This window comes from Allobosea sp. 10L422, assembly GCF_056395345.1.
Window position 1 is genome coordinate 296,280 of the sequence record NZ_JBFTJI010000003.1, and the last position, 22,594, is coordinate 318,873.

Consider the following 22,594-nt stretch of genomic DNA (forward strand, 5'->3'; position numbering starts at 1 on the left):
GTCCCCATAATCGCCCCTTGCGGGCTGTTTGCGTTTCGATGCAGCCCGTCAGGCAACCAGGATGCCGGCCTTGGCCTCGCCCACGTCCTGCGTGGCATGCGCTCCCTGCACGCCGTAGTCCCGCTTGGCCGCGTCGGGTGAGACAAGGCCGAGCGCGATGTCGCGGGCGATCGCCTCCCGCGAGCGCTCGGCGGCCGGCCCGTAGCCGGCGCCGCCGGCGAGCACGAGCTCGACGATCTCATGCGTTTCCTTGACCTGGACGAGCTCGCCGGTGCCGACGTCCTTCAGCACATGGCCCTGCTCGTCGATGACCCGGCCGGAGGCTCCGCCGCCGGCCTTGCCGCCGAACAGGCCGGGGATCGGGTTGTTGACCCCTTCCGGATAGAGCGAGACCAGCGTCGGAAGCCCGTCATCGGAGAGCTTGCGCAGCCGCACGCGCTGGCCGAGACCGCCGCGATGCTGCCCGGCGCCGCCGGAGTCGGTGAGATAGGTCTTTTCGACCACCAGAACCGGCACGCGCGACTCGAAGGTCTCGATCGAGGTGTTCGCCGCCGAGGTCGGGTAGAGCAGTCCCGACTTGCCGTCGCCATGGGCCGAGCCGCCCTGGCCGCCCCCGACGAAGAGCATGTCGGAATAGGTGTCGCCGGCCTGGTCGCGGCCATAGACGCTCGCCGCGACGGGGAGGCCGGTGAAGGCCTGCACCTGCTTCGGCGCCGCCTTGGACAGCGCGCGGAAGATGTTCGGCGCCAGATACCAGCCGGTGCGGGTGCGCAGGTTCACCGCCAGCGGCTTGTCGCAGTTCAGGATCGAGCCCTTCGGCGCATCGATCGAGAAGGCGCGGTAGCAGCCGGCATTGCCGCGCACTGATGGCGTCAGCATGCATTTCAGCGGATAGGTCGCATGCGCCATCGTGTAGTTGAGCGTGCAGTTCAGCCCGCCCTGCGGGAGCTGCGGCGGCGCGCCGGCGAAGTCGAGATGGATCGTGTCGCCCTTCACCGTCAGCGCCAGCGGATAGGTCATCGGCGTGCCCAGCGGGTTGTTGGAGACGGTGCCGTGATAGGTTCCATCAGGCAGCGCGCGGATCGCCTCGCGCATCGCCTTTTCCGATCGGCTCTGCACGACATGGGCGAGCGCCCTGAGGTCCTGCATGCCGTAATCGGTGAGGAAGGACTGCAAACGCTCGGCGCCGATCGCATTGGCCGCGACGAAGGAGTGGAGATCGCCGAGCACCTGCTCAGAGTTGCGGACGTTCTCGCCGAGCAGGCGAACCAGCGTCTCATTGATCCGGCCGGCTTCGTAGAGCTTCATCGGCGGGATCTGGAAGCCTTCCTCGTAGATCTCGCGGGCGCGCAGCGAGTCCTTGGTGCCGCCGATATCGGAGACATGGCCGACGGTCCCCATCAGCCCGACGACGCGCTCGCCGAGGAAGACCGGCGTCACCACCGCGATGTCGAAGAGATGGCCGGCGCATAGCCAGGGATCGTTGGTGATCAGCACGTCGCCCGGCTTCAGCGTCTCCGCCGGATAGCGCTCCAGCAGCGCCTTGACCGCGCGCGGCAGCGTCAGGTTGAAGACCGGCATGGCGCGCGGCGAATGCGCCAGCGTCTCGCCTTCCGGATCGAGCAGTTCGCAGGCGAAATCCTGCGCTTCCGAGATCACCAGCGAGAAGGCGGTGCGGCAGACCGTCAGCCACATCTCCTCGACGACGTTGATCATCCGGCTCCACATGATCTCCAGCGAGATCGGATCGGCCTCGATCCGGCGCGCGGCCTCAGCCAGCGGCATGTCGGCGGTGATCGAGGTCTCGACCGCATTCGCCTGACCGACATGAATGATGAGGTTCAGGACATCGTCGATGGCGACGCTGTCGCCGGGCGGCACGATCGTGGTCGCCTCGCGCTCCTCGATGATGGCCGGCCCCTCGACGGTGTCGCCGGAGCGCAGGGCGTAGCGATCATAGACCACCGCGTCGCTCCAGCCGCCCTCGAACCAGGCGCGGCGGGTGCCCTTGATCTTGGCGGCCGCATTGCCACCGCCGGCCGCGCCGGAGAGCGAGAGCGTCGGAACCGGACCGGCGCAGCGGACGCGGAAGTTGATCGCCTCCAGCCGCGCGCCCTCATAGACCGAGGTATAGCGGGCGGAATAAGCCTTGCTGAAGGCCGCGCGGATGGCATCCAGGCTCGACGCATCGATGGTGCCTGATGGCAGCGGCACGGAGATGTCGTGCATCTGGCCGACAAGGCGCATATCGGCCGTGCGTTCGACCGTGACGTCCTCCGGCTTCACCCCTGCTTCGATCAGGTGCTTGCGACCTTCCGTTTCGAGCTGGCCGAGCATCGCGTTGACCGCGGCGGCATCGAAGCCTTCCGAGAACTCGACGGGCAGCGAGCGCACCATGTCGAAGGAGAGTGGCGCGGCAAGGAAGCCGAGCGCCGAGGCCGCGCCGGAGGCCGGCGGGATGATGACCTGCTTGACGCCGAGCACGCGGGCGACGTCGACGGCATGCGCCGGGCCGGCGCCACCGAAGCCGACCATGGCGTAATGGCGGGGGTCCTTGCCCTTCTCGACGAGATGGACGCGGGCGGCTGCGCCCATGCTCTCGACCACGACCTTGTGGATTCCCCAGGCGGCTTCCTCGACGGAAAGGCCAAGCGGCGCGGCCACTGTCGAGACGGCCTTGCGCGCAGCCTCCAGATCGAGCGCCATGCGCCCGCCAAGGAAGAATTTCGGATCGTAATAGCCGAGCACGAGATTGGCGTCGGTCACGGTCGGCTTCACGCCGCCCATGCCGTAGCACGCCGGACCGGGATCGGAACCGGCCGAATGCGGGCCGACCTTGAGCAGGCCGACCTCGTCGATGGCGGCGATCGAGCCGCCGCCGGCGCCGATCTCGATCATGTCGATGACGGGGGCCTTGATCGGCAGGCCGGAGCCCTTGGCGAAGCGGTTGACCCGGCCGGCTTCGAGCATCGGCGCGATCTCGGCGCGGCCATCCTCGATCATGCAGGCCTTGGCCGTGGTGCCACCCATGTCGAAGGAGATCACGTCCTTATGGCCGGCGAGCTCGCCGAAGAGCGCGGTCGCGAGGCCGCCGCCGGCCGGGCCGCTTTCGAGCAGGCGGATCGGGAAGGTGCGCGCCGTCTCGGGCGAGACCAGGCCGCCGGCCGAATGCATCAGCCTGAGCGCGCCGGTGAAGGAGCGGGCCGCAAGCTCGCGCTCCAGCCGCTGGAGGTAGCGGCGCATCAACGGCTGGACATAGGCGTTCGCCGCCGTCGTGACGAAACGCTGGTACTCCCAGATCTCCGCCACGACTTCGCTCGACAGCGAGACGGTGAGCTCGGGGCAGGTCTCGCGAACGATGCGGCCGGCTTCCTGCTCATGCGCCGGATTGCGGTAGCTGTTGAGGAAGCAGATCGCGATCGCCTCACAGCCGGCGGCGGCCAATTCGCGCGCCGCATTGCGCACCGCTTCCGCATCCAGCGCAGTCACGACCTTGCCGTCACGATCGATGCGCTCGGCCACCTCGAGGCGATGCTCGCGAGAGACCAGCGGGTCGGGGAAGGTCAGGAACAGGTCGTAGATGTCGTAGCGCTGCTCCGTCCCCATTTCGAGGATGTCGCGGAAGCCCTTCGTGGTAATCAGGCCGAGCTTGGAGCCCTTGCGCTCGATCACGGCATTGGTGACCAGCGTCGTGCCATGGACGATGTCGCCGACATCGGCGAGCGTGATCCCGGCCATATCGACCAGCTCGCCGAGGCCGATCAGCGCGGCTTCGGAGGGATCGTGCGGGGTCGTCAGGCGCTTGTGGAGGCGGACCGAGCGCTCCTGCCCGTCATAGAGGATGAAATCGGTGAAGGTGCCGCCGATGTCGAAGCCGATACGCCAACGATTGCTCATGGAGCGGTCTCCGCGATGGAAGGATTCAAGGGAAAGAAGCGCTTGTCCTGGGTCAGGGCCGCGATCTCGGCGCCGCCCTCCCCCAGCGAACGGATGATGGCGAGGCGCTCGGCCGGCTCCACCGTGGCGGCTGGGAAGGAGATGCAGATCGCCACCTCGTCGCCGCTGACGGGATCGCCGACGGCGACCGAGATGGCTCGCACGCCGCGCACCGCCTCGTCATGGGATTCGGCAAAGCCCGCGCTGCGGACGACCGCGAGGCGAGCCAGAAGCTCGTCCATGGTCTGCGGTGCGGTCTCTGAGGGTGCGGTGAAGCCGGCCGGATAGAGCGCGCGAACCTCGTCGTCCGAAAGCCGGGCGAGCAGGGCGCGGCCGGTGCTGGAGGCGAAGGCGGGGATGCGGTCGCCGATCGCGGTGACGACGCGCAGCGCATGGCTGCCGGGATGGGCGGTGACACCGACGATCTCGTTGCCGCGCCGGACGCTGATGTAGCCGGTATGGCCGATCTGATCGGAGATTCTGCCGACCACAGCATCGGCGCGGTCGATCAGCGAGGCCGCGAAACGATAGAGATGCCCGACCTGATTGAGCAGCAGCGAAGGGCGATAGCGCTTGCTGTCGCCGACGGTTTCCAGCAGCCCCTCGTCCCGCATCGCCCGCAGCAGCCGCGAGGCGTTGCTCTTCGGCATGCCCAGCAGCGACACGAGATCGGTCACCGTCACATCGTGACGCGTGCTGGAGAAGCAACGAAGCACATCCACGGCCGACGACAGGATGGACATCGAGATCGGTCCTAAAAGTTCCATTAAACAGAACTTGAGTTGCAATAAAAGGAACGATACGCCGGTTGATGAAGATGTCAATCCTGTGATCCCACCCGGCCGCAACGCGCTCGGCCGTCTCGACGCCGGCCAAGCCCGGCTGTATCCCCCGCGTTGACGCGGGTTTTGTCCCGCCGCCGCGCCTTGCCGTTACGGAGCTCTCGGGATGAGCGAAGCCCTGCTTTATCTGTCGCGCGAGAACGTCCGGGCGCTGTCGATCCCGCCGGCCGCGGCTCGCGAGGCCGTCCTCCAGGGATTTCGCGACCATGCCGCCGGCCTGAACCGCAGCCTGCCGAAGAGCACGCTGACGCTCGGCCCCGGCCATGGCTTCCAGGCGATGACAGCCGCCTCCTCGGCGCAGGGGATCGCCACGGTGAAATGGGTGGCGATGGCGCCCGTCGCTGCCGGCTCGCCGCTGCCGGCCGTGAGCGCGCTGATCTGCGTCAGCGACTATGAGACCGGCGAGCCACTCGCCGTCCTCGACGGCGACGAGATCACGCTGATCCGCACCGCGGCGATCAGCGCCGCCGCGGCATCGCTTCTGGCACCCGCTGCGCCGCAGACCATCGGCTTCGTCGGCTGCGGCCTGCAGGCTCACGCCCATCTCGCCGCCTTCCGCGATCTCTATCCCGGCCTGACCCACGCGCTGATGCTCAGCCGCAGCCGCTCCTCCGCCGAACGCTTCGCCGAAGCGGCACGCGCAGCCGGGCTCGCCACCGAGGTCCTCGACGATGCCGGCGCGCTGCTCGCCCACAGCGACATCGTGATCTCGATGGTGCCGGGCGCGGCGGGCATGACGCCCTTCCTCGATGCGCTGCGCCTGAAGCCGGCCGCCCTGGCAGTAGCGGTCGACACCGGCCGCAGCTGGAAGCCGGAGACGCTGCCGGCCTTCGACCTGCTCGCGACCGACAGCCTCGAACAATCGCGCGCGCCCTACGGCGCCGACGGCAACCCCGTCACGACCGTCACCTTCCAGCACGACTTGATCGGATTGGCCGCTGCACCGCAGCCGAAAGCAGCGACCGGGCGTTCCCTCTTCGCTTTCCGCGGCGTCGCCTTCGCCGACCTCGCCCTCGCTCATCTCGCCGTCGCGCAAGCCCGCGCGCAGGGGCTCGGGACGGTGCTGCCGCGCTGAAGCTAGGTTTTGCCAAGCAGCTCCAAGGTGCGTGGATCGGGACTGTCGAAGAAGCGGCGCAGCACCGCGCGATAGAGGTTGGCGCCGTCCCCGCTCGCGGCATCGAACAGCGTCATCGAGGACCGCAGCTTCATGTCATCAGGCGAGCCGAAGATCGCGTTTGCACTGCGTCCCTCATGCGCAAGCACCGCCTCCACGATCGCTGCGAGCCTCGGCCCCAGAACCGGATGTGCCAGATAGGCCCGCGCCTCGTCGAGCGAGCCGATGCCATAGAACTCCGAATTCGGGGACAGGCCGAGCCCGCGCATCTGCGGAAACACGAACCAGATCCAGTGGCTGCGCTTGCGCCCCGCCTTCACCTCCGCGAGCGCCGCGGCCCAGTTCGATTCCTGCGCGTCGAGGAAGCGTTGCAGATGGAAGGGATCGGACATCGGCGCACTCCCTGCTTCGCCATCGCAAACGCGCGGACTGCCTTGCCGTTCATTCCGCCCCGCGCCAGACGCGCTTGAGCCGGCACGCGCCCATGCTATTCCCGCCGGACGACCCATCGAGACCCGGCACCATGACCCAGCGCCTGCGCGATTTCGGCCTTTCCTGCGGCATCATGCAGCCGGGCCCGCTCAATGCCATCACCGACGTGGCGGGGGTGAAACTCGGGCACTGCACCCTACGCGACGGCGACATCCTGACCGGCTTCACGGCGCTATTGCCGCATGACGGCAACCTCTTCCGCCGCAAGATGCGCGCGGCGGTCGAAATCATCAACGGCTTCGGCAAGAGCGCGGGGTTGATGCAACTCGCCGAACTCGGCCAGATCGAGACACCCCTCCTGCTCGGTAACACGCTGAGCGTCGGCACCGGCTTTGACGCGCTGGTGACGCGCGCGCTCGCGGCCAACCCCGATATTGGCCGCGAGACCGGCACGGTCAATCCGATCGTGCTCGAATGCAATGACGGCTATCTCTCGGACATCCGCGCCCGCGCGCTGACCGAGGCCCACGCCTTCGCCGCCCTCGACGCTGCCGCGTTCGGTCCGGTCACCGAGGGCGCGGTTGGCGCTGGCGCCGGCATGAGCGCCTTCGGCTTCAAGGGCGGCATCGGCACATCGTCCCGCCGTTTCGATCTCGATGGCGATGTCTACATGCTCGGCGTGTTGGCGCTGGCCAATTTCGGCAATGCCGGCGATCTCGTCCTGCCCGACGGCCGCCGTCCCGCTCCGCCGACTGCGAAAGCGCAAAACGAGCGCGGCTCGGTGATCCTCGTCATCGCGACCGACGTGCCGCTGGAATCGCGGCAGCTACAGCGGGTCGCGCGGCGCGGCGGCGCCGGTCTCGCCCGGCTCGGCGCCTTCTGGGGCAATGGCAGCGGCGACATCGCGGTCGCCTTCACCACAGCCGATCCGATCGACCACGATCAGCCGAACGATCTCGTGCCGCTTCGCGCGCTCAACGAGAACCGTATCGACACGCTTTTCCGCGCAGCCACTGAAGCGACGCAGGAAGCCGTGCTCAACGCGATGGCCGCCGCCCCCGCCACGACCGGGCGGGACGGGCATCATCGCTCGTCACTCGGGGATTGGCTCAGGACGAACCCGGCTTGACGAGGAGCTTCCACGTCATTCTCGGACGACGCACAGCGTCGACCCGAGAATCTCATGCAGAAAAGGGCGCCTTCCGGTCCTGAGATGCTCGGGTCAAGCCCGAGCATGACGGCCCTCGCGCTTCAGGCCCACTCGCCCTTGCGGAACACCGGCACGCGCCGGCCGTCAGCATGCACACCGTCGATATCGACCTCGCCGGAACCAATCATCCAGTCGATATGGATCAGGCTCTTGTTGCCGCCTTGCGCCGCGATCTGCTCCGGCGTGAGGTTCGCGCCGTCGACGAAGCATTTCGAATAGCACTGGCCGAGCGCGATGTGGCAGGAGGCGTTCTCGTCGAAGAGGGTGTTGTAGAAGAGGATGCCGCTCTTCGAGATCGGCGAGGAATGCGGCACCAGCGCGACCTCGCCGAGACGGCGCGCGCCCTCGTCGGTGTCGAGCACCTTGTTCAGGACCGCCTCGCCGCGCGAAGCCTTGGCCTCTGCGATCCGGCCGCCCTCGAAGCGCACCTGGATGCCGTCGATCAGCGAGCCTTGATAGGAGAGCGGCTTGGTGCTCGAGACGTGACCCTCGACCCGGCGCGCATGCGGGGTGGTGAAGACCTCCTCGGTCGGGATGTTCGGGTTGCAGACGACGCCGTTCTTGGCCGGCGAGGCGCCGCCCTGCCAGTCATGGCCGTCAGCGAGCCCGACGACGAGATCGGTGCCCGGCCCGGTGAAGTGCAGAGAAGCGAAGCGCTGGCCGTTCAGCCAGTCGCGGCGGGTCCGCAGCGCCGCGTTGTGCGCGCCCCACGCCGCCACCGGATCGGCCTCGTTGATGCGCGAAGCGGCGAAGATCGCCTCCGCCAGCTTGCCGACCGCCACCTCGTCGGAATCCTCGGGAAACACCTGCTTCGCCCAGGCCGCGCTGGGATAGGCAAGGATGTTCCAGTTGATGTCGAAGCCGGCGATCTTCTCCAGCGCTGGCTGATAGGCGACGGAATTCGCCTTGCTGGCGCGCCCGACCTTGGCCGGGTCTTCGTTCGCCAGCAGCATCGGATTGTCGCCGACCACGGCGAGCCGCGCAGTGTTGGCGGAGAAGGCCCTGGCGACGCCCTCATAGAGCCAGCCCGGCGCCTTGTCGAAGCTCGCATCCGGCGCATAGCGATAGCGCGCGAGCGTGATCTCCTCGTCGGCAAGCATCGGCGTCACGATGCCGGCGCCGGCCTTGTAGGCGTGCTCGGCGATGCGCCGGACCAGCGGTAGCGCCGCGACCGGCGCGGTCAGGAACAGGTCCTGCCCCGGTTGCAGATTGAGGCCGACGCGGATGGCGACCTCGGCCAGCTTGTCGAGCTTCGCGGGATCGATGGCTTGCGGGCGCTGGTGAACAGTCATGGCACTTGACCTGTCGGATTCGGGATATCGGCCATTGCGGGCCCAAATCGCGGCCGGGTCAACCGCCTCGGCGGCAGGGCAGCCATCTCAGGGCCGAACAGGCTGGCTCAGTCGGCCTCATCGACCTGTCGCGTCCCCAGCTTGAGCTTACTGGCCCGGAACAAATGGCTCTGCATCAAGGCTGAGGCGACTTCGTTCTCGCCCGCCTCCAGATGGTCGAGCATGGCCAGATGCTCGGTGCAGTTCACCTGCACGCGCTCGAAACCGAGACCCCAATCATAGTTCGAGAGGCGCCGGAGCTGGTTCTGGCGACGCACGGCAGAGTGGAAGTAGCGATTGCCCGTCGCCCCGGCCAAACCTTCATGGAAAGCGGCATTCATCTCGTAGAACGCGATGCTCGAAGACTCGCGCCACGGGCTTTGCAGATATTCGAGATGGCGCGCCCGCATCTCGGCGATCCAGCCGGGCTCGAGGTGAAAGCCCGGTTCGAGCATGCACATCGGCTCGATGACCAGACGGAAGCGATAGCTCTCGTCGCGCAGACGCTTGTCGCGCGGCTCGTGCAGGAAGCGCCAGCCATAGCCCGGCTTGCGCTCGACCATGTCGAGATCGGCGAGGCGCGCGAGCAGCTTCTGCGCCTCGGGCCGGCCGAGCTCGTAGCGCCGCATCACTTCGAGTTCCGAAACCTCGTCCGGCAGCAGCCCGTTCTCGCGCTCATGCGCCAGCCGGATCATGGCGAGGTCGATCGCCTCCGGCGGCAGAGCACTATCGCTCGCGGCCGGCAGCTTCACGATCTCGATGCCCTTGTTGAGATGACGGCGAACGATGCCCTGCTCGGCGAGATGGTCAAGCGCCGCGCGCACTGGCGTGCGCGAGACGCCGAGGCGGCGGGCCGTCGCGTTCTCGTTCAGCCAGGCGCCCGCGTCGAGCGCATCATCCCGCACCAGTTGCAGGATGCGCCCGGCAATCTCCTGCTGCAGCCGGGTCGGAACGGTCATCGGAAAGCCCTTGCTTGTTTTAGTTGACGATGAAATACATTACAGATCAATATCACGCCAGCATATCGGAAAGTTGCGCGCCATGGTCCAGCCCTGCCCCTTCGTCGACGTTTCGGGCTCGCCCTATGAGCGCGGCCGCCAGCACGGCGCCGCCGTTCCGCAGCGCGTGAAGCGCTCGATCGAGCTCTATGGCGGCCAGCTCGGCGATCTCGGCTACGACGCCAAGGCCAAATCCGCCCTGATCGGCGAGTTCGCCAGCGAGATCGAGGCCTTCGGCGCGCATTACATCGAAGAGATGCGTGGCATCGCCGACGGCGCCGGCGTCGCGCTCGAAGACATCATCATGGTCAACGCCCGCACCGAGGTCATCGCCAAGGCGCGGATGGTCAAGAACAAGCCGGTCGAGGCAACCGAAGAACTCGACGATGGCTGCACCGGCGCCATCATTCTGCCCGAGCGCAGCGCCTCGGGCGAGTTGATCCACGGCCAGAACTGGGACTGGCGCGCCGAATGCGCGGAAACCGCGATCGTGCTGCGCGTGCGCCGCGACGACGGCCCGGATTTCCTGACCTTCGTCGAGGCCGGCGGCCTCGCCCGCTGCGGCATGAACGCGGCCGGCATCTCGATCACCGCCAATTATCTCGAATGCGAGCGCGACTTCACCCAGACCGGCGTGCCGCTCGCCCTGATCCGCCGCAAGGTGCTGGAGCAGGAGCACCTCGCCTTCGCGATCAAGGCCGTGGCCGCGACGCCGAAGGCCTGCTCCAACAACATGATGCTCTCGACCGTGAAAGGCTTCGGCATCGACTTCGAATGCGCCCCGGACGAGGCGTTTCCGATCTATCCGGAAGACGGCATGATCGTGCACGCCAACCACTGGGTCGGGCAGGTCGCGCTGACCAAGGTCAAGAACACCAGCATCCCGCGCGTGCCCGAGAGCTTCTACCGCGACTGGCGGGTGAAGAAGCTGCTCGACGAGGCCGGCCGAAAGCTGACGGTCGACGATCTCAAGCAGGCTCTCTTCGACGATTTCCTCTCGCCCTATTCGGTCTGCCGGCCGGCCCGCCCGAACGAGCAGGGCAACCTCTCGGCGACCGTCGCGATGGTGATCATGCAGCCCGCCAAGGGGATCATAGAGGTCGCACCGCTGCCGGCCGAGAACCGCGTCTTCACCCGCTACAGCCTGACCGAGGAGCCCGTCCTGCTCGCCGAAGCGGCGGAATAAACAGACGACAAAGGCTGCTTGGAAGCCCACTCAACCCTCATCCTGAGGAGCCATTCCCGAGGGAACGGCGTCTCGAAGGATGGTCCAGGAGACTCGGGAGATATCTGGAACACCCTTCGAGACGGCCCTGACGGGCCTCTTCAGGATGAGGTCTCACATTGAAGAACGGCCTCCGGGCACCGCGTCACAACCGAATAAAAACAGGGGAACATGATGCGTCGAACCACTACCACCGCCCTCGCCGCCGCGCTGTTGTGCGGCGGCGTGGTCCAGGCCGCCGAGGCCAGCACGCTCAAGATTCAGCTGCGCGCCGACATCCGCTCGATCAATCCCGGCGTCAATCGCGACGCCAATACTGACGGCGTCGTCGTTCAGATGGTCGAGGGGCTCGTCGCCTATGGCGAGGACGCGCTGCCCAAGCCCTTGCTGGCCGAGAAGGTCGAGATCTCGCCGGACGGCAAGAACTACACCTTCACGCTGCGCCCGGGCGTGAAGTTCCACAACGGCGCCCCCCTGACCGCAGCCGATGTGCTGTGGAGCTGGAACCGCTACATGGACCCGAAAACCGACTGGCGCTGCCTCTCGGAGTTCGACGGGCGCGGCCAGGTCAAGGTCGAGAAGGTCTCGGCGCCGAACGAGAAGACCGTTGTCTTCGAGCTCGACAAGCCCAGCGCGCTCTTTCTTTCCGCGCTCGCCCGCACCGATTGCGCCATGACCGGCATCATCCACAAAGACTCGGTCAAGGCCGATGGCAGCTTCGACAAGCCGATCGGCACCGGCCCGTTCAAATTCGGCGAATGGAAGCGCGGCGAGTACATCAAGCTGGAGCGCTTCGCAGACTACGCCTCGCTGCCCGGCAAGATCGACGGATTGACCGGGGCCAAGAAGCCGCTGGTCGACGAAGTCCGCTTCCTCATCATCCCCGACAACGCGACCGCCAAGGCAGCGCTGCTGCGCGGCGACATCGATATCGTTCCCGACATTGCCAATACCGACATCGCCGAGCTGAAGAAGAACGACAAGGTCAAGACCTCCGTCGTCACCAGCATGGGCCTGGTCGGCCTGATCATCCAGACGCGCGACCCGCTGCTGCAGAACGTCAAGCTGCGGCAGGCGATCGCCGCCGCGGTCGACACCAAGGAGCTGGTCGGCGCCGTCAGCGACGGCATCGGCACGCCCAACAATTCGATCGTCCCGGCGCTCTCGGCCTATTACGGCCCGGTGCAGAAGCAGGGCTGGAAATACGACCCGGCCGCCGCCAAGAAGCTCATCGTGGAAGCCGGCTACAAGGGCGAGAAGATCGTGATGCTCGCCAACAAGCGCTATCCCGAGAGCTTCGATGCCGCCGTGGTCGCCCAGCAGATGCTGCAGGCGGTCGGACTCAACGTCGAGATCGAAGTCCTGGAATGGGCGACGCAGCTCGACCGCTACAGCAAGGGCAACTACCAGATCCAGGCCTTCCCCTATTCCGGCCGCATGGACCCCGCGCTGAGCTACGAGTCGATGACCGGGCCGAAGGACAAGCAGCCGCGCAAGCTCTGGGACAATCCCGAAATCCAGGCGTTGCTCGACAAGTCGATGGTGGTGAACGACCGCTCCGGGCGTCAGGCGATCTTCGACGAGTTGCACAAGCGCTTCCTCGGCGAGGTGCCGATGGTGATGCTCTATAACGGCATCGTCGGCGGAGCGATGGGCGCCAAGACCAAGGGCTATGTCTCGACCGTCAGCTCGCTGCCGCGGGCCTGGGAAGTCACGGTCGGCGAATAGCGATCGAACCGCTCCATCTTCGGGATCTCCCGCGACATCGAGGCATGCCCGCACAGGGCGTGCCCTGACGGCATAACGGCAAGGGGAACGAGAATGATCCGCATTTCGGCGCCTGCTCTCGCACTCGCGCTCATCGGCGGCGCGGTCCAGGCGCAGACGATCAATGTCGCGCTCAACGCCGACATCCGCTCGACCAATCCGGGCGTCAACCGCGACGACAACACCGACGCCGTGGTGCTGCACATGGTCGAGGGCCTGGTCGGGTATCGCGAGAATGGCGCCGTCGCGCCGCTGCTCGCCGAGAAGATCGAGATCTCGCCGGACGGGCTGACCTACGCCTTCCACCTGCGCAAGGGCGTGAAGTTCCATAACGGCGCCGAGATGACCTCAGCCGACGTGCTGTGGAGCTGGAACCGGTACATGGACCCGAAGACGGACTGGCGCTGCAAGCCCGAATTCGACGGCCGCCTCGGCCTCAAAGTCACCGAAGCGACCGCCCCGGATGCCAGCACCTTCGTGATGAAGCTGGAGAAGCCGAGCGCGCTCTTCCTCGACACCATGGCCCGCACGGACTGCGCGATGGTCGCGATCATCAACAAGGACTCCGTCAAGGCCGATGGCGGCTGGGACAAGCCGATCGGCACCGGACCGTTCCAGCTCGCAGACTGGCGCCGCGGCGAATTCGTGCTGCTCAAGCGCTTCGACAGTTACGTCTCGCCTGTTGGAGACAAGCGCGACGGCTATGTCGGCTCCAAGCGCCCGCTTGCGCAGGAGGTCAAGTTCCTCGCGATCGCCGATGGCGCGACCGTCAAGGCTGGGCTGATGTCGGGAGCGCTGGATGTCGCCGACGTGCCGGACGAGGACGTGCCGGAGATGAAGAAGAGCGGCCTGCAGGTGCTGACCGCGCCGAGCGCCACCAAGCACACGATCCTGCTCCAGACCCGCGACCCGGTTCTGAGCGATGTGCGCATGCGCCAGGCGATCGTCTCCGCACTCGATCTCGACGAGATCGTCGGCGCCGCCTCGAACGGCCTGGGCAGGACCAACAACTCGGCGGTCTACATTACCTCGCCCTTCTATGACGACGTCCAGAAGAAGCGATACAGCCACGACCCCGCCCGCACCAGAAAGCTGCTCGCCGAAGCCGGCTACAAGGGTGAGACGATCAGGCTGATCGCCAACAAGCGCTCGACCGTGCCGAGCTATCCCGTCGCGATCATGGCGCAGGCGATGCTGCAGGCCGCCGGTATCAAGGCCGAGATCGAGATCCTCGAATGGGCGACGCAACTCGACCGGTTCTCGAAGGGCAACTACCAGATGATGTCCTTCAGCTATTCTGCCCGCATCGACCCCGCCCAGAGCTACAATCAGTTCTCCGGCCCGAAGGACAAGCTGCCCTCGAAGGTCTGGGACAATGCGCAGGCCAACGCCCTCATCGAGAAGGCGACGCTGGTCAATGACGAGGCCGAGCGGAAGAAGATCTTCGACCAGCTGCATGTGATGATGCTGGCCGATGCGCCGCTGGTCTTCCTCTACAACCAGGTCGATACGGCGGTGGTCTCCAAGCGCCTGCAGGGCTTTGCCCCCTGGGTCGCCTCCAAGCCGCGCCTCTGGGAGGTCGGCATCGCCAAGTGAACCTTGCGGGGCGAGGCGATCAGCCCAGCGCCGCTGCCGCCAGCCCGCGCGTGCCGCCCGTCAATATGTGGTCCGCGATCACCTTGGCGAGGCGCGGCGCATCCCCCGCCTTCAGGGCCTCGATCATCGCATAGTGCTCGCGGTCGCTGCGCAGGAGCGATTCATGCGAGCTCCAGACCGTCATCTGCGTGCCGCGCTCGCGGTCGCGCAGCCCCCAGATCATCTCCTCCAGCACGGCATTGCCGCAGAAGGAATAGAGCAGTTGATGGAAGGCACGGTTGATCTCGCTCTGCTCGGTGCGGCTGCCGGTGAGCACAACGGCGGAGAATCGTTCCGCGGCCTCGGTCAAGCGCGCGACCGCCGCCGTGTCGATACGCGCGGTGATGCCGTCCGCCGCCGCCGTCTCCAGAACGATCCGCGTTGCCTGGATCTCCCTGTAGGTCTTCATATCGACTTCGGCGACGCGATAGCCCCGGTTGGGGACATGCTCGATCGTCTTGCGCACGGCGAGCTCGTCGAGCGCGCTGCGCACGTCGAAGCGCGTCGCCTGGAAGCGTTCCTCCAGGTCGATCTGGCGCAGCCACTCGCCCGGCCGGAATGCGCGCAGCCGGATCGCCTGCGCGATCTCGTTGGCGAGGATGGCCCGCCGGGTGCCGGCGTTTTCGCGTTTCCGCTGGGACGTCATGGTTGGCTCTCTAGCAGGATTCGGGCGGCGCGACAGAAGTTGGTTGCGAAGCCAACCATAACATGCAACAAAATTGGCGCCAATAATTTCGCCAGAGGAGAGAGCCCGTGAGCGCAGTGGCAGAACAGACCGCTAAGCCGGAAATCGAGGCGGCCGCGCGCGCCAAGGCGCTCTACGAATACGGACCGACCTCGATCTACGCCGCGAAGCACGATCCGCGCTTCCCCTATTGCCTCTATGTCCCGCCGAGCCTCGGCGAAGGCGGCGAGAAGCCCGAGCTGATCGTCGCGATGCACGGCACCGGTCGCGGCTTCACCGGCTATCGCGACGCCTTCTCCGCCTTCGCGCGCTGGAACAACTGCATCATCCTGGCGCCGCTCTTCCCGATCGGCGTGATGGGCGACGGCTATCGCGACGGCTTCAAATACATGCGCGAGGGCAAGCTCCGTTACGACCATGTGCTGCTCGCCATCGTCGAGGAGGTTTCCGAGCGCTATGGCATCGCCTTCGACCGCTTCGGCCTGTTCGGCTATTCCGGCGGCGGGCACTTCGCCCATCGCTTCCTGATGCTCCAGCCGAACAAGCTCTGGGGCGTCTCGATCGGCGCGCCGGGTTCGGTGACCTTGCTCGATCCGACCCGCGACTGGTGGGTCGGCACGCGCGACTTCGCCACGCTCTTCGGCCAGGAACTCGACATCCCCGCAATGCAGAAGGTCGCGGTCCAGATGGTGGTCGGCGCCGCCGATCTCGAGACCTGGGAGATCACCCACAAGCCGGGCGGCCGCAACTGGATGCCCGACGCCAACCATGCCGGCGCCACCCGCCCCGAGAGGCTGGCCAAGCTGCGCGACAACTTCGCGGAGAACGGCATCGCCGCGCGCCTCGACCTCGTGCCGAACACGCCGCATGACGGGGTCAAGGTCGTGCCGGTCGTCGAGGATTTCTTCGCCGGCGAACTCCGCCGCATCCGCGCCGCCCGCAAGGCCGGCTGAACGATCACAACGACAACAGGGGAACCATCATGAAGCGCCTCCTTGTCTCCGCCGCTACGCTCGCCCTCACGGCCGGCGCCCTGCAGGCCCAGACGCTGACCGCCGTGCTCAATGCCGACATCCGCTCAACCAACCCCGGTGTGAACCGGGACGGCAATACCGACGCGGTCGTGCTGCATATCGTCGAGGGCCTCGTCGGCTATGCCGAGGACGGCTCGGTCGGCCCGCTTCTGGCCGAGAAGGTCGACCTCTCGCCCGACGGCAAGACCTATACCTTCCGCCTGCGCAACGGCGTGAAGTTCCACAACGGTGCCACGATGACCTCGGCCGATGTGCTGTGGAGCTGGAATCGCTACATGGACCCGAAGACCGATTGGCGCTGCCTGTCCGATTTCGACGGGCGCAACGGCCTCAAGGTCGTCTCGGCCACGGCCCCGGATGCCAACACCTTCGTCATGGAGCTCAACGCGCCGAACGGCCTCTTCCTCGACACGCTGGCCCGGGCAGATTGCGGCGGCACGGCCGTGATCCACAAGGATTCGGTGAAGGCCGACGGCAATTGGGACAAGCCGATCGGCACCGGCCCCTTCATGCTCGGCGAATGGAAGCGCGCCCAGTCGGTCCAGCTCCTCGCTTTCGACCAGTACACCTCGCCGAAGGGCGACAAGCGCGACGGCTATATCGGCTCGAAGCGGCCGCTGGTGAAGGAAGCGCGCTTCATGGTCATCCCCGACGCGGCGACAGTGAAGGCGGGTTTGCTTGCAGGTTCGCTCGACATGGCGCTGATGCCGGAATCCGATGTGCCCGACCTCAAGGGCGCACCCAACGTCGCGCTCGCAATCGCGCCTAACCCGGTCCGGCACAGCCTCATCATCCAGACCCGTGATCCGGTGATGAAGAACCAGGCTCTGCGCCAGGCGATCGCCGCCGCGATCGACTTCCCCGAACTCGTCGCCAACGTCTCCAACGGCCTCGGCAAGCCCAACAACTCGCCGGTCTACACGACCTCGAAATACTATGGCGACGTCGAGAAGCAGGGCTTCAAATACGATCCCGCCGCGGCCAAGGCCCTGCTCCAGAAGGCTGGCTACAAGGGTGAGAAGATCGTCATCCTCGCCAACAAGCGCTCCAGCGTGCCGAGCTTCAACACCGCCGTCATCGCCCAGGCAATGATGCAGGCGGCGGGCATCAACGCCGAGATCGAAGTGCTGGAATGGGCGACGCAGCTCGACCGCTACAACAAGGGCAACTACCAGATGCAGGCCTTTTCCTATTCGAGCCGCTTCGACCCCGCTCTCGGATTCGAGCAGATCGCCGGCCCGAAGGACAAGCAGCCGCGCAAGGTCTGGGAAGACCCGGAAGCGCTCGCCCTGATCGACAAGTCGATGGTTGTGACCGACCCGGCCGAGCGCCAGAAGCTCTTCGATGAGCTGCACAAGCGCTTCATCGACCAGGTGCCGACCATCTTCACCCATAACGACCTCGACATCATCGCCCATTCCAAGCGCCTGACCGGTGTGACGCCGTGGGCGTCGCAGCTGCGGCTCTGGGAGGTTGGCGTCGCCAAGTAAGGGGGCGCCTCCGGCCCTGGCTTTGGCCGGGGCCGGTATTGAGGCTTGGGAGGGCCTTCGATGTTTCGTTTCGCGCTGACGCGGATCGCAATGGCGTTGCCGACGCTGCTGATCGTAGCAGTCTCGGTCTTCGTCCTGATCCGCCTGATTCCGGGTGACCCGGCCCAGCTCATGCTGGGCGATCTGGCGACGCCGGCAAGCCTCGCCGATCTGCGGGCCCGGCTCGGCCTCGACCAGAGCCTGCCGGCGCAGTTCGGCATCTGGTTCGGCAAGGTGCTGACCGGCGATTTCGGCCAGTCGATCTCGTCGCAGCAGGCGGTCCTGCCGCTGATCCTGCAGCGCTTCGCCGTCAGCGCCCAGATCGTGCTCGTCGCGGTGCTGCTGGCGAGCCTCGTCGCGGTGCCGGCCGGCGTGATCGCCGCCTGGAAGCAGGACACGCCGGTTGATCTCGGCCTCGTCGCCACCGCGACGCTGCTGCTCTCGATCCCCACTTTCTGGCTCGGCCTGCTGCTGCTGCTGTTCTTCGGCCTCAAGCTCGAATGGCTGCCGGTCGTCGGCTATGTCTCGATCGCCGAGAACCCCTGGGCCGGCATCCTCTATCTGATCATGCCGATCATGACGCTGTTCCTGCACGAGATCGGCGTGATCCTGCGCATGGCCCGCGCCTCGACGCTCGAGGTGCTCCGGCTCGACTACATCACCCATGCCCGCGCCAAGGGCCTCTCGGAGAGCGCCGTGCTCTGGCGCCACGCCTTCAAGAACGCCTTCGGCCCGACCTGGACGCTGATCGGCCTCGTGCTCGGCAATCTGCTCGGCGGCATCGCGGTGGTCGAGACCGTCTTCACCATCCCGGGGCTGGGGCGCCTGCTCGTCGATGCGATCTTCGCCCGCGACTATCCGGTGATCCAAGGCTGCATGCTCTTCGTCGCCTTCACCTATGTGCTGGTGAACCTCGTCATCGACCTCTGCTACCCGGTCTTCGATCCAAGGGTGACCGCGCAATGAGCAGTGACAGCACCATGAGCACCGGCGGCTCCGCGAAAAAGGCCATCCGCATGAAGCTCCCGGCTCCCAACGCGATCGTCGGCGGCACGCTGATCGGCATTCTGCTCGCGACCGCCGGCACCGGCGCGCTGTGGACGCCCTACGACCCGCTCAAGCTCTCCTTCCGCGAGAAGCTGGCGGCGCCGAGCGCCCTCCACTGGCTCGGCACCGACGAGTTCGGCCGCGACGTGCTCTCGCGCCTGATGGCGGGCGCCGCGACCTCGGTCTGGATCAGCCTGCTCACCGTTACGCTCGCGGTCGTGCTGGGCACGCTGATCGGCCTGCTCTCCGGCTATATGCGCGGCTGGACCGACCGCATCATCATGGCCTTCAACGACGCGCTGCTCGCCTTCCCCGGCATCCTGCTGGCGCTCGGTCTGCTGGCCGTCGTCGGTGCCAACAAATACGGCATCATCGTCGCGCTCGGCATCGCCTACACGCCCTCGGTCGCCCGCGTCGTGCGCGGGGCCGTGCTCTCACTGCGCGAGCGCGAGTTCATCGCGGCCTCCCGCGTCATGGGCAATTCCGAGGCCTTCACCATGGCCCGCCACATCCTGCCGAACTGCATCGCGCCGCTGACCGTGCTCGCGACCTCGATGTTCGGCTATGTGCTACTGGCCGAGAGCGCGCTCTCCTTCCTCGGCCTCGGCGTACCCCCGCCGGCCCCGACCTGGGGCAACATGCTCGCCGGTTCCAGGCCCTATATCGGGCAGGCGGTCTGGCTCGGCATCTTTCCGGGCCTGTGCATCTCGCTGACCCTGCTCGGCATCAACCTGCTCGGCGACGCCGTGCGCGACAAGCTCGACCCGCGGATGAGGGGCTCGCGATGACCAAAGCGTCTTCAAGCGCAGTGGACACCGGTTCGCGTCAAGAAAGCGCGTCGAGCAAGACCGCTGCCCCGCTTCTCGATGTCGCCAATCTCACATTGAAGATCGGCGGCTCCGGCCGCACCGTCGTCAATGACGTCTCCTTCCAGGTCTTCCCCGGCGAGATCGTCGGCATCGTCGGCGAATCCGGCTCTGGCAAGACGCTGGCCGCCCGGGCCGTGATGGGCTTCATCCCGCCCGCGGTCGCGCTCACCTCCGGCACGATCCGCTTCGACGGGCAGGATGTGATGGCGATGTCGGGCAAGGATCTGCGCGCCATGCGCGGCGCCAAAGTCGGCATGGTCTTCCAGGAGCCGATGACCTCGCTCAACCCGTCGATGCTGATCGGCCGCCAGCTCGACGAGGGCCTGGCGCTGCATCGCAAGCTCGACGCACCCGCCCGCCGCGCGCTGATCCTCGACAAGCTCCGGCGCGTCGGGCTGCGCGATCCGGAGGGCGCGCTCGCCGCCTATCCGCACCAGTTCTCCGGGGGCATGCGCCAGCGCATCATGCTGGCCTCGGTGATGCTGCTGAAGCCCGCCCTGCTGCTGGCCGACGAGCCGACGACGGCGCTCGACGCCGTCGTCCAGCGCGACGTGATGGAGCTGATGGTCGAATTGACCCAGGCCAACAACACCGCCGTGCTCTTGATCTCGCATGATCTCGGCATGGTCGCGCGCTATTGCAGCCGCATCGTCGTGATGTGCCAGGGCGATGTGGTCGAGCAGGGCAAGGCCGAGGACCTGCTCGCCCGGCCGCAGCACCGCTATACCCGCAAGCTGCTCTCGGCGATGCCGCATCGACTGCCGGCGCGATTGCTGCCTGTGGCCAAGACGCCGATCGTGGCGGTGCGCGACCTCGTCGTCGAATATCCCGGTCGGCAGGGCTTCTTCCGCAAGGAGCAGGCGAAGCGGGCGCTACACGGCATCAGCCTCGACGTGAAGCCGGGCGAGGTCGTCGCCGTGGTCGGTGGGTCCGGCTCGGGCAAGACCACGCTCGGCCAGTCGATCGCGGGCCTGGTCAAGCCGGCCGGCGGCGAGATCCGCTTCAACGGCAAGCCGATCACGAAGAGCGAGACGGCCTATTGGGACTACCGGCTCAACTGCCAGATGGTGTTCCAGGACCCCTACTCCTCGCTCGACCCGCGCATGACGATTCAACAGCTCGTGGCCGAGCCGCTGCGCCTGGTGCCGGACATGAGCCCGGCCGACCGGAAGGCGCGCGTCGCCGAGGTTCTGGCCGAGGTCGGCCTGAAGGACGGCTTCGCCGAGCGCTATCCGCACGAGCTCTCCGGCGGCCAACGCCAGCGCATCGCGATCGCCCGCGCGATCGTGCGCCGCCCGAGCTTCGTCATCGCCGACGAGCCGGTCTCGGCGCTCGACGTCACGGTCCGCGCGCAGGTGCTCGAGCTCTTCGACGAACTCCAGAAGAAGCACGGCTTCTCCTGCCTGTTCATCAGCCATGATCTCGGCGTGGTCGAGCAGGTCGCCGACCGCGTCATCGTCATGCAGGATGGCCGCATCGTCGAGGAAGGCCCCCGCGACGACATCTTCGACAATCCGCAGCACGCCTATACCCGCAAGCTCCTCGCCGCGGTGCCCGGCCTCGAAAGCACTGGCGACGGCGGTGTCCGGCTCTTTTGGAGGCTCGGCGAGGCCGAAGCTCCGATCCCGGCCTGATTCCCTGCAACGGAAACGGCCCGGAATCCATCGTCGGTGGCGGCACCGTGCGATGGCTTCCGGGCCTCTCTCGCTCCACGGAGCGAGAGTTGATCGTACGTTCCGTCAGCGCTTGCGCTTGGCGCCGACCAGCTCGTCCCATTTGCGGAAGGCGACGACCATCTTGTCGGGCTTCAGCGGCAGCTCGATCGGGTTCTTGGCGATGAGATCGGCATATTCCGGCCGGCCGAACTCCGCGATCACCTCCTGGCTCCGCTTCGGCGCCAGGGAGAGCGGCACATCCTTCACCGCCGGGCCCGGATAGAGATAGCCCTCGTCATAGGAATAGGCCTGCATCTTCGGCGTCAGCACATGCGCCATGATGTCGAGCACGACGGCGAGGCGATCGTTCGGGATGCCCTTCGGCACGCACATGAAGAAGGCGTCCGAGACCCAGTGGAAGCCCTTCAGCGTCTGGATCTTCGCTTCCTTCGGCACGATGCCGAGCGCGCGCGGGTTGATGTCCCAGCCCGTGGTCGAGATGATGATGTCGCGCGAGCCGTCGCCGAACTCCTTCATCGTCGCGCCGGTGCCGGCCGGATAGTATTCGATGTGCTCGCCGAGCTCCTGCAGATAGGCCCAGGTCTTGTCCCACCCATTGACCGGGTCCTGCGGGTCCTTGTCGCCGAGGATATAGGGCAGGCCCATCATGAAGGTGCGGCCGGGGCCTGAGTTGGTCGGGCGCGCATACATGAACTTGTTGGGATTGGCCTTGGCCCAGGCCAGCAGCTCCTCGGCCGTGGTCGGCACCTGCTTGACCCGGTCCGGCATGTATTCGAGCAGCGGGCCGGACGGATAGTAGTTCACCACCGTGCCGAAGCCGGCGCCCTGGACCTTGTGCAGGTTGAGCGCCGCCGGCTCGTAGTTCTGCTCGATGTTGGGGAATTTCTCGGCGAAATCGGGGAAGATCTTGAGCCAGAGATTCTGCTCGAGGCCTGCCGCCAGCCCATCCGAGCCGGTCAGCACGAGGTCGAGATCGGCGCGGCCGGCATCCTGCTGTGCCTTGATCTTGCTCGCCAGCTCCGGTGCCGGCGCCTTCACATAGGTGATGCGCGAGACCAGCTTGGGATTGGCGTTGCGGTAGTCGTCGAAGGCCTGCTGCATCAGCGCCAGAGCGCCGCCGACATCGATGATGTTGATGCCGACCGGGGCCGAGGGCAGCGGCGGCGCGGCGGCGAAGGCGCCGCTTCCTCCGATGGTCAGCGCGCCGAGACCGCCCAGGACGGTGCGGCGATCGACGCCTTTCGAGAATTCGCTCATTGTTTTC

The 22,594-nt window shown here is 66.6% G+C and carries 18 protein-coding genes; 11 read left to right on the plus strand and 7 right to left on the minus strand.

Features of this window, described 5'->3' with window-relative positions:
* Nucleotides 1–48: 48 nt before the first annotated feature.
* Entirely contained in the window at nucleotides 49–3,897 is a 3,849-nt protein-coding gene (locus AC1DEZ_RS09630) for a hydantoinase B/oxoprolinase family protein (protein WP_476779581.1), read from the minus strand.
* Nucleotides 3,894–4,679 carry an IclR family transcriptional regulator gene (locus tag AC1DEZ_RS09635; RefSeq protein WP_476779582.1) on the minus strand — a complete coding sequence of 262 codons (786 nt, stop codon included), beginning with the start codon at nucleotides 4,677–4,679 and terminating at the stop codon, nucleotides 3,894–3,896. The genes AC1DEZ_RS09630 and AC1DEZ_RS09635 overlap by 4 nt, the downstream gene beginning before the upstream one ends.
* On the opposite strand from AC1DEZ_RS09635, the gene AC1DEZ_RS09640 reads away from it, so the two are divergent.
* Nucleotides 4,672–4,836 carry a hypothetical protein gene (locus AC1DEZ_RS09640; RefSeq protein ID WP_476779583.1) on the plus strand — a complete coding sequence of 55 codons (165 nt, stop codon included), beginning with the start codon at nucleotides 4,672–4,674 and terminating at the stop codon, nucleotides 4,834–4,836. The two genes, AC1DEZ_RS09635 and AC1DEZ_RS09640, sit on opposite strands and share 8 nt — an antisense overlap.
* Before the next feature lie 48 nt (nucleotides 4,837–4,884).
* Nucleotides 4,885–5,853 (plus strand): ornithine cyclodeaminase family protein, encoded by a 969-nt coding sequence (locus AC1DEZ_RS09645; protein ID WP_476779584.1) that lies wholly within the window; start codon nucleotides 4,885–4,887, stop codon nucleotides 5,851–5,853.
* Between the two features lie 2 nt (nucleotides 5,854–5,855).
* Here the strand turns inward: AC1DEZ_RS09645 and AC1DEZ_RS09650 are convergent, their stop codons facing one another.
* On the minus strand, nucleotides 5,856–6,284 hold the full coding sequence (locus tag AC1DEZ_RS09650; RefSeq protein ID WP_476779585.1) for a DUF1810 domain-containing protein: 429 nt from the start codon (nucleotides 6,282–6,284) through the stop codon (nucleotides 5,856–5,858).
* 131 nt (nucleotides 6,285–6,415) lie between these two features.
* Between AC1DEZ_RS09650 and AC1DEZ_RS09655 the strand changes: the two genes are divergently transcribed.
* Nucleotides 6,416–7,453 (plus strand): DmpA family aminopeptidase, encoded by a 1,038-nt coding sequence (locus AC1DEZ_RS09655; protein WP_476779586.1) that lies wholly within the window; start codon nucleotides 6,416–6,418, stop codon nucleotides 7,451–7,453.
* 122 nt (nucleotides 7,454–7,575) lie between these two features.
* Here AC1DEZ_RS09655 and AC1DEZ_RS09660 read toward each other — a convergent pair whose 3' ends face one another.
* Both AC1DEZ_RS09660 and AC1DEZ_RS09665 read right to left on the minus strand, forming a co-directional pair.
* Nucleotides 7,576–8,826 (minus strand): aminopeptidase, encoded by a 1,251-nt coding sequence (locus AC1DEZ_RS09660; RefSeq protein ID WP_476779587.1) that lies wholly within the window; start codon nucleotides 8,824–8,826, stop codon nucleotides 7,576–7,578.
* 107 nt (nucleotides 8,827–8,933) lie between these two features.
* On the minus strand, nucleotides 8,934–9,824 hold the full coding sequence (locus AC1DEZ_RS09665) for a GntR family transcriptional regulator (RefSeq protein ID WP_476779588.1): 891 nt from the start codon (nucleotides 9,822–9,824) through the stop codon (nucleotides 8,934–8,936).
* Nucleotides 9,825–9,906: 82 nt separating this feature from the next.
* Here AC1DEZ_RS09665 and AC1DEZ_RS09670 point away from each other — a divergent pair, with 82 nt between their 5' ends.
* The 3 genes from AC1DEZ_RS09670 to AC1DEZ_RS09680 all read left to right on the plus strand — a co-directional run bounded on the left by AC1DEZ_RS09670 (nucleotide 9,907) and on the right by AC1DEZ_RS09680 (nucleotide 14,451).
* Nucleotides 9,907–11,049, plus strand: coding sequence for a C45 family autoproteolytic acyltransferase/hydolase (locus AC1DEZ_RS09670; protein WP_476779589.1), 1,143 nt, complete (start codon nucleotides 9,907–9,909; stop codon nucleotides 11,047–11,049).
* A 213-nt stretch (nucleotides 11,050–11,262) separates the two neighbouring features.
* Nucleotides 11,263–12,816, plus strand: a complete 1,554-nt coding sequence (locus AC1DEZ_RS09675) for an ABC transporter substrate-binding protein (RefSeq protein WP_476779590.1) — start codon at nucleotides 11,263–11,265, stop codon at nucleotides 12,814–12,816.
* Nucleotides 12,817–12,909: 93 nt separating this feature from the next.
* Nucleotides 12,910–14,451, plus strand: coding sequence for an ABC transporter substrate-binding protein (locus AC1DEZ_RS09680; protein ID WP_476779591.1), 1,542 nt, complete (start codon nucleotides 12,910–12,912; stop codon nucleotides 14,449–14,451).
* A gap of 19 nt (nucleotides 14,452–14,470) precedes the next feature.
* On the opposite strand, the gene AC1DEZ_RS09685 is transcribed toward AC1DEZ_RS09680, so the two are convergent.
* Nucleotides 14,471–15,136: a GntR family transcriptional regulator gene (locus tag AC1DEZ_RS09685; protein ID WP_476779592.1), complete on the minus strand. Its 666-nt coding sequence runs from the start codon at nucleotides 15,134–15,136 to the stop codon at nucleotides 14,471–14,473.
* 107 nt (nucleotides 15,137–15,243) lie between these two features.
* Here AC1DEZ_RS09685 and AC1DEZ_RS09690 point away from each other — a divergent pair, with 107 nt between their 5' ends.
* From AC1DEZ_RS09690 to AC1DEZ_RS09710, 5 genes are read left to right on the plus strand one after another with little or no spacing between them, the layout of a single operon-like run.
* Complete coding sequence (locus AC1DEZ_RS09690) at nucleotides 15,244–16,128, plus strand: alpha/beta hydrolase family protein (RefSeq protein ID WP_476779593.1); 885 nt, start codon at nucleotides 15,244–15,246, stop codon at nucleotides 16,126–16,128.
* 29 nt (nucleotides 16,129–16,157) lie between these two features.
* Nucleotides 16,158–17,699, plus strand: a complete 1,542-nt coding sequence (locus AC1DEZ_RS09695; protein ID WP_476779594.1) for an ABC transporter substrate-binding protein — start codon at nucleotides 16,158–16,160, stop codon at nucleotides 17,697–17,699.
* 60 nt (nucleotides 17,700–17,759) lie between these two features.
* Nucleotides 17,760–18,704 carry an ABC transporter permease gene (locus AC1DEZ_RS09700; RefSeq protein WP_476779595.1) on the plus strand — a complete coding sequence of 315 codons (945 nt, stop codon included), beginning with the start codon at nucleotides 17,760–17,762 and terminating at the stop codon, nucleotides 18,702–18,704.
* A gap of 50 nt (nucleotides 18,705–18,754) precedes the next feature.
* Nucleotides 18,755–19,573 (plus strand): ABC transporter permease, encoded by an 819-nt coding sequence (locus AC1DEZ_RS09705; RefSeq protein ID WP_476779671.1) that lies wholly within the window; start codon nucleotides 18,755–18,757, stop codon nucleotides 19,571–19,573.
* Nucleotides 19,570–21,288 (plus strand): ABC transporter ATP-binding protein, encoded by a 1,719-nt coding sequence (locus tag AC1DEZ_RS09710; protein ID WP_476779596.1) that lies wholly within the window; start codon nucleotides 19,570–19,572, stop codon nucleotides 21,286–21,288. The genes AC1DEZ_RS09705 and AC1DEZ_RS09710 overlap by 4 nt, the downstream gene beginning before the upstream one ends.
* 105 nt (nucleotides 21,289–21,393) lie before the next feature.
* On the opposite strand, the gene AC1DEZ_RS09715 is transcribed toward AC1DEZ_RS09710, so the two are convergent.
* Entirely contained in the window at nucleotides 21,394–22,587 is a 1,194-nt protein-coding gene (locus AC1DEZ_RS09715; protein ID WP_476779597.1) for an extracellular solute-binding protein, read from the minus strand.
* Nucleotides 22,588–22,594 lie beyond the last annotated feature (7 nt).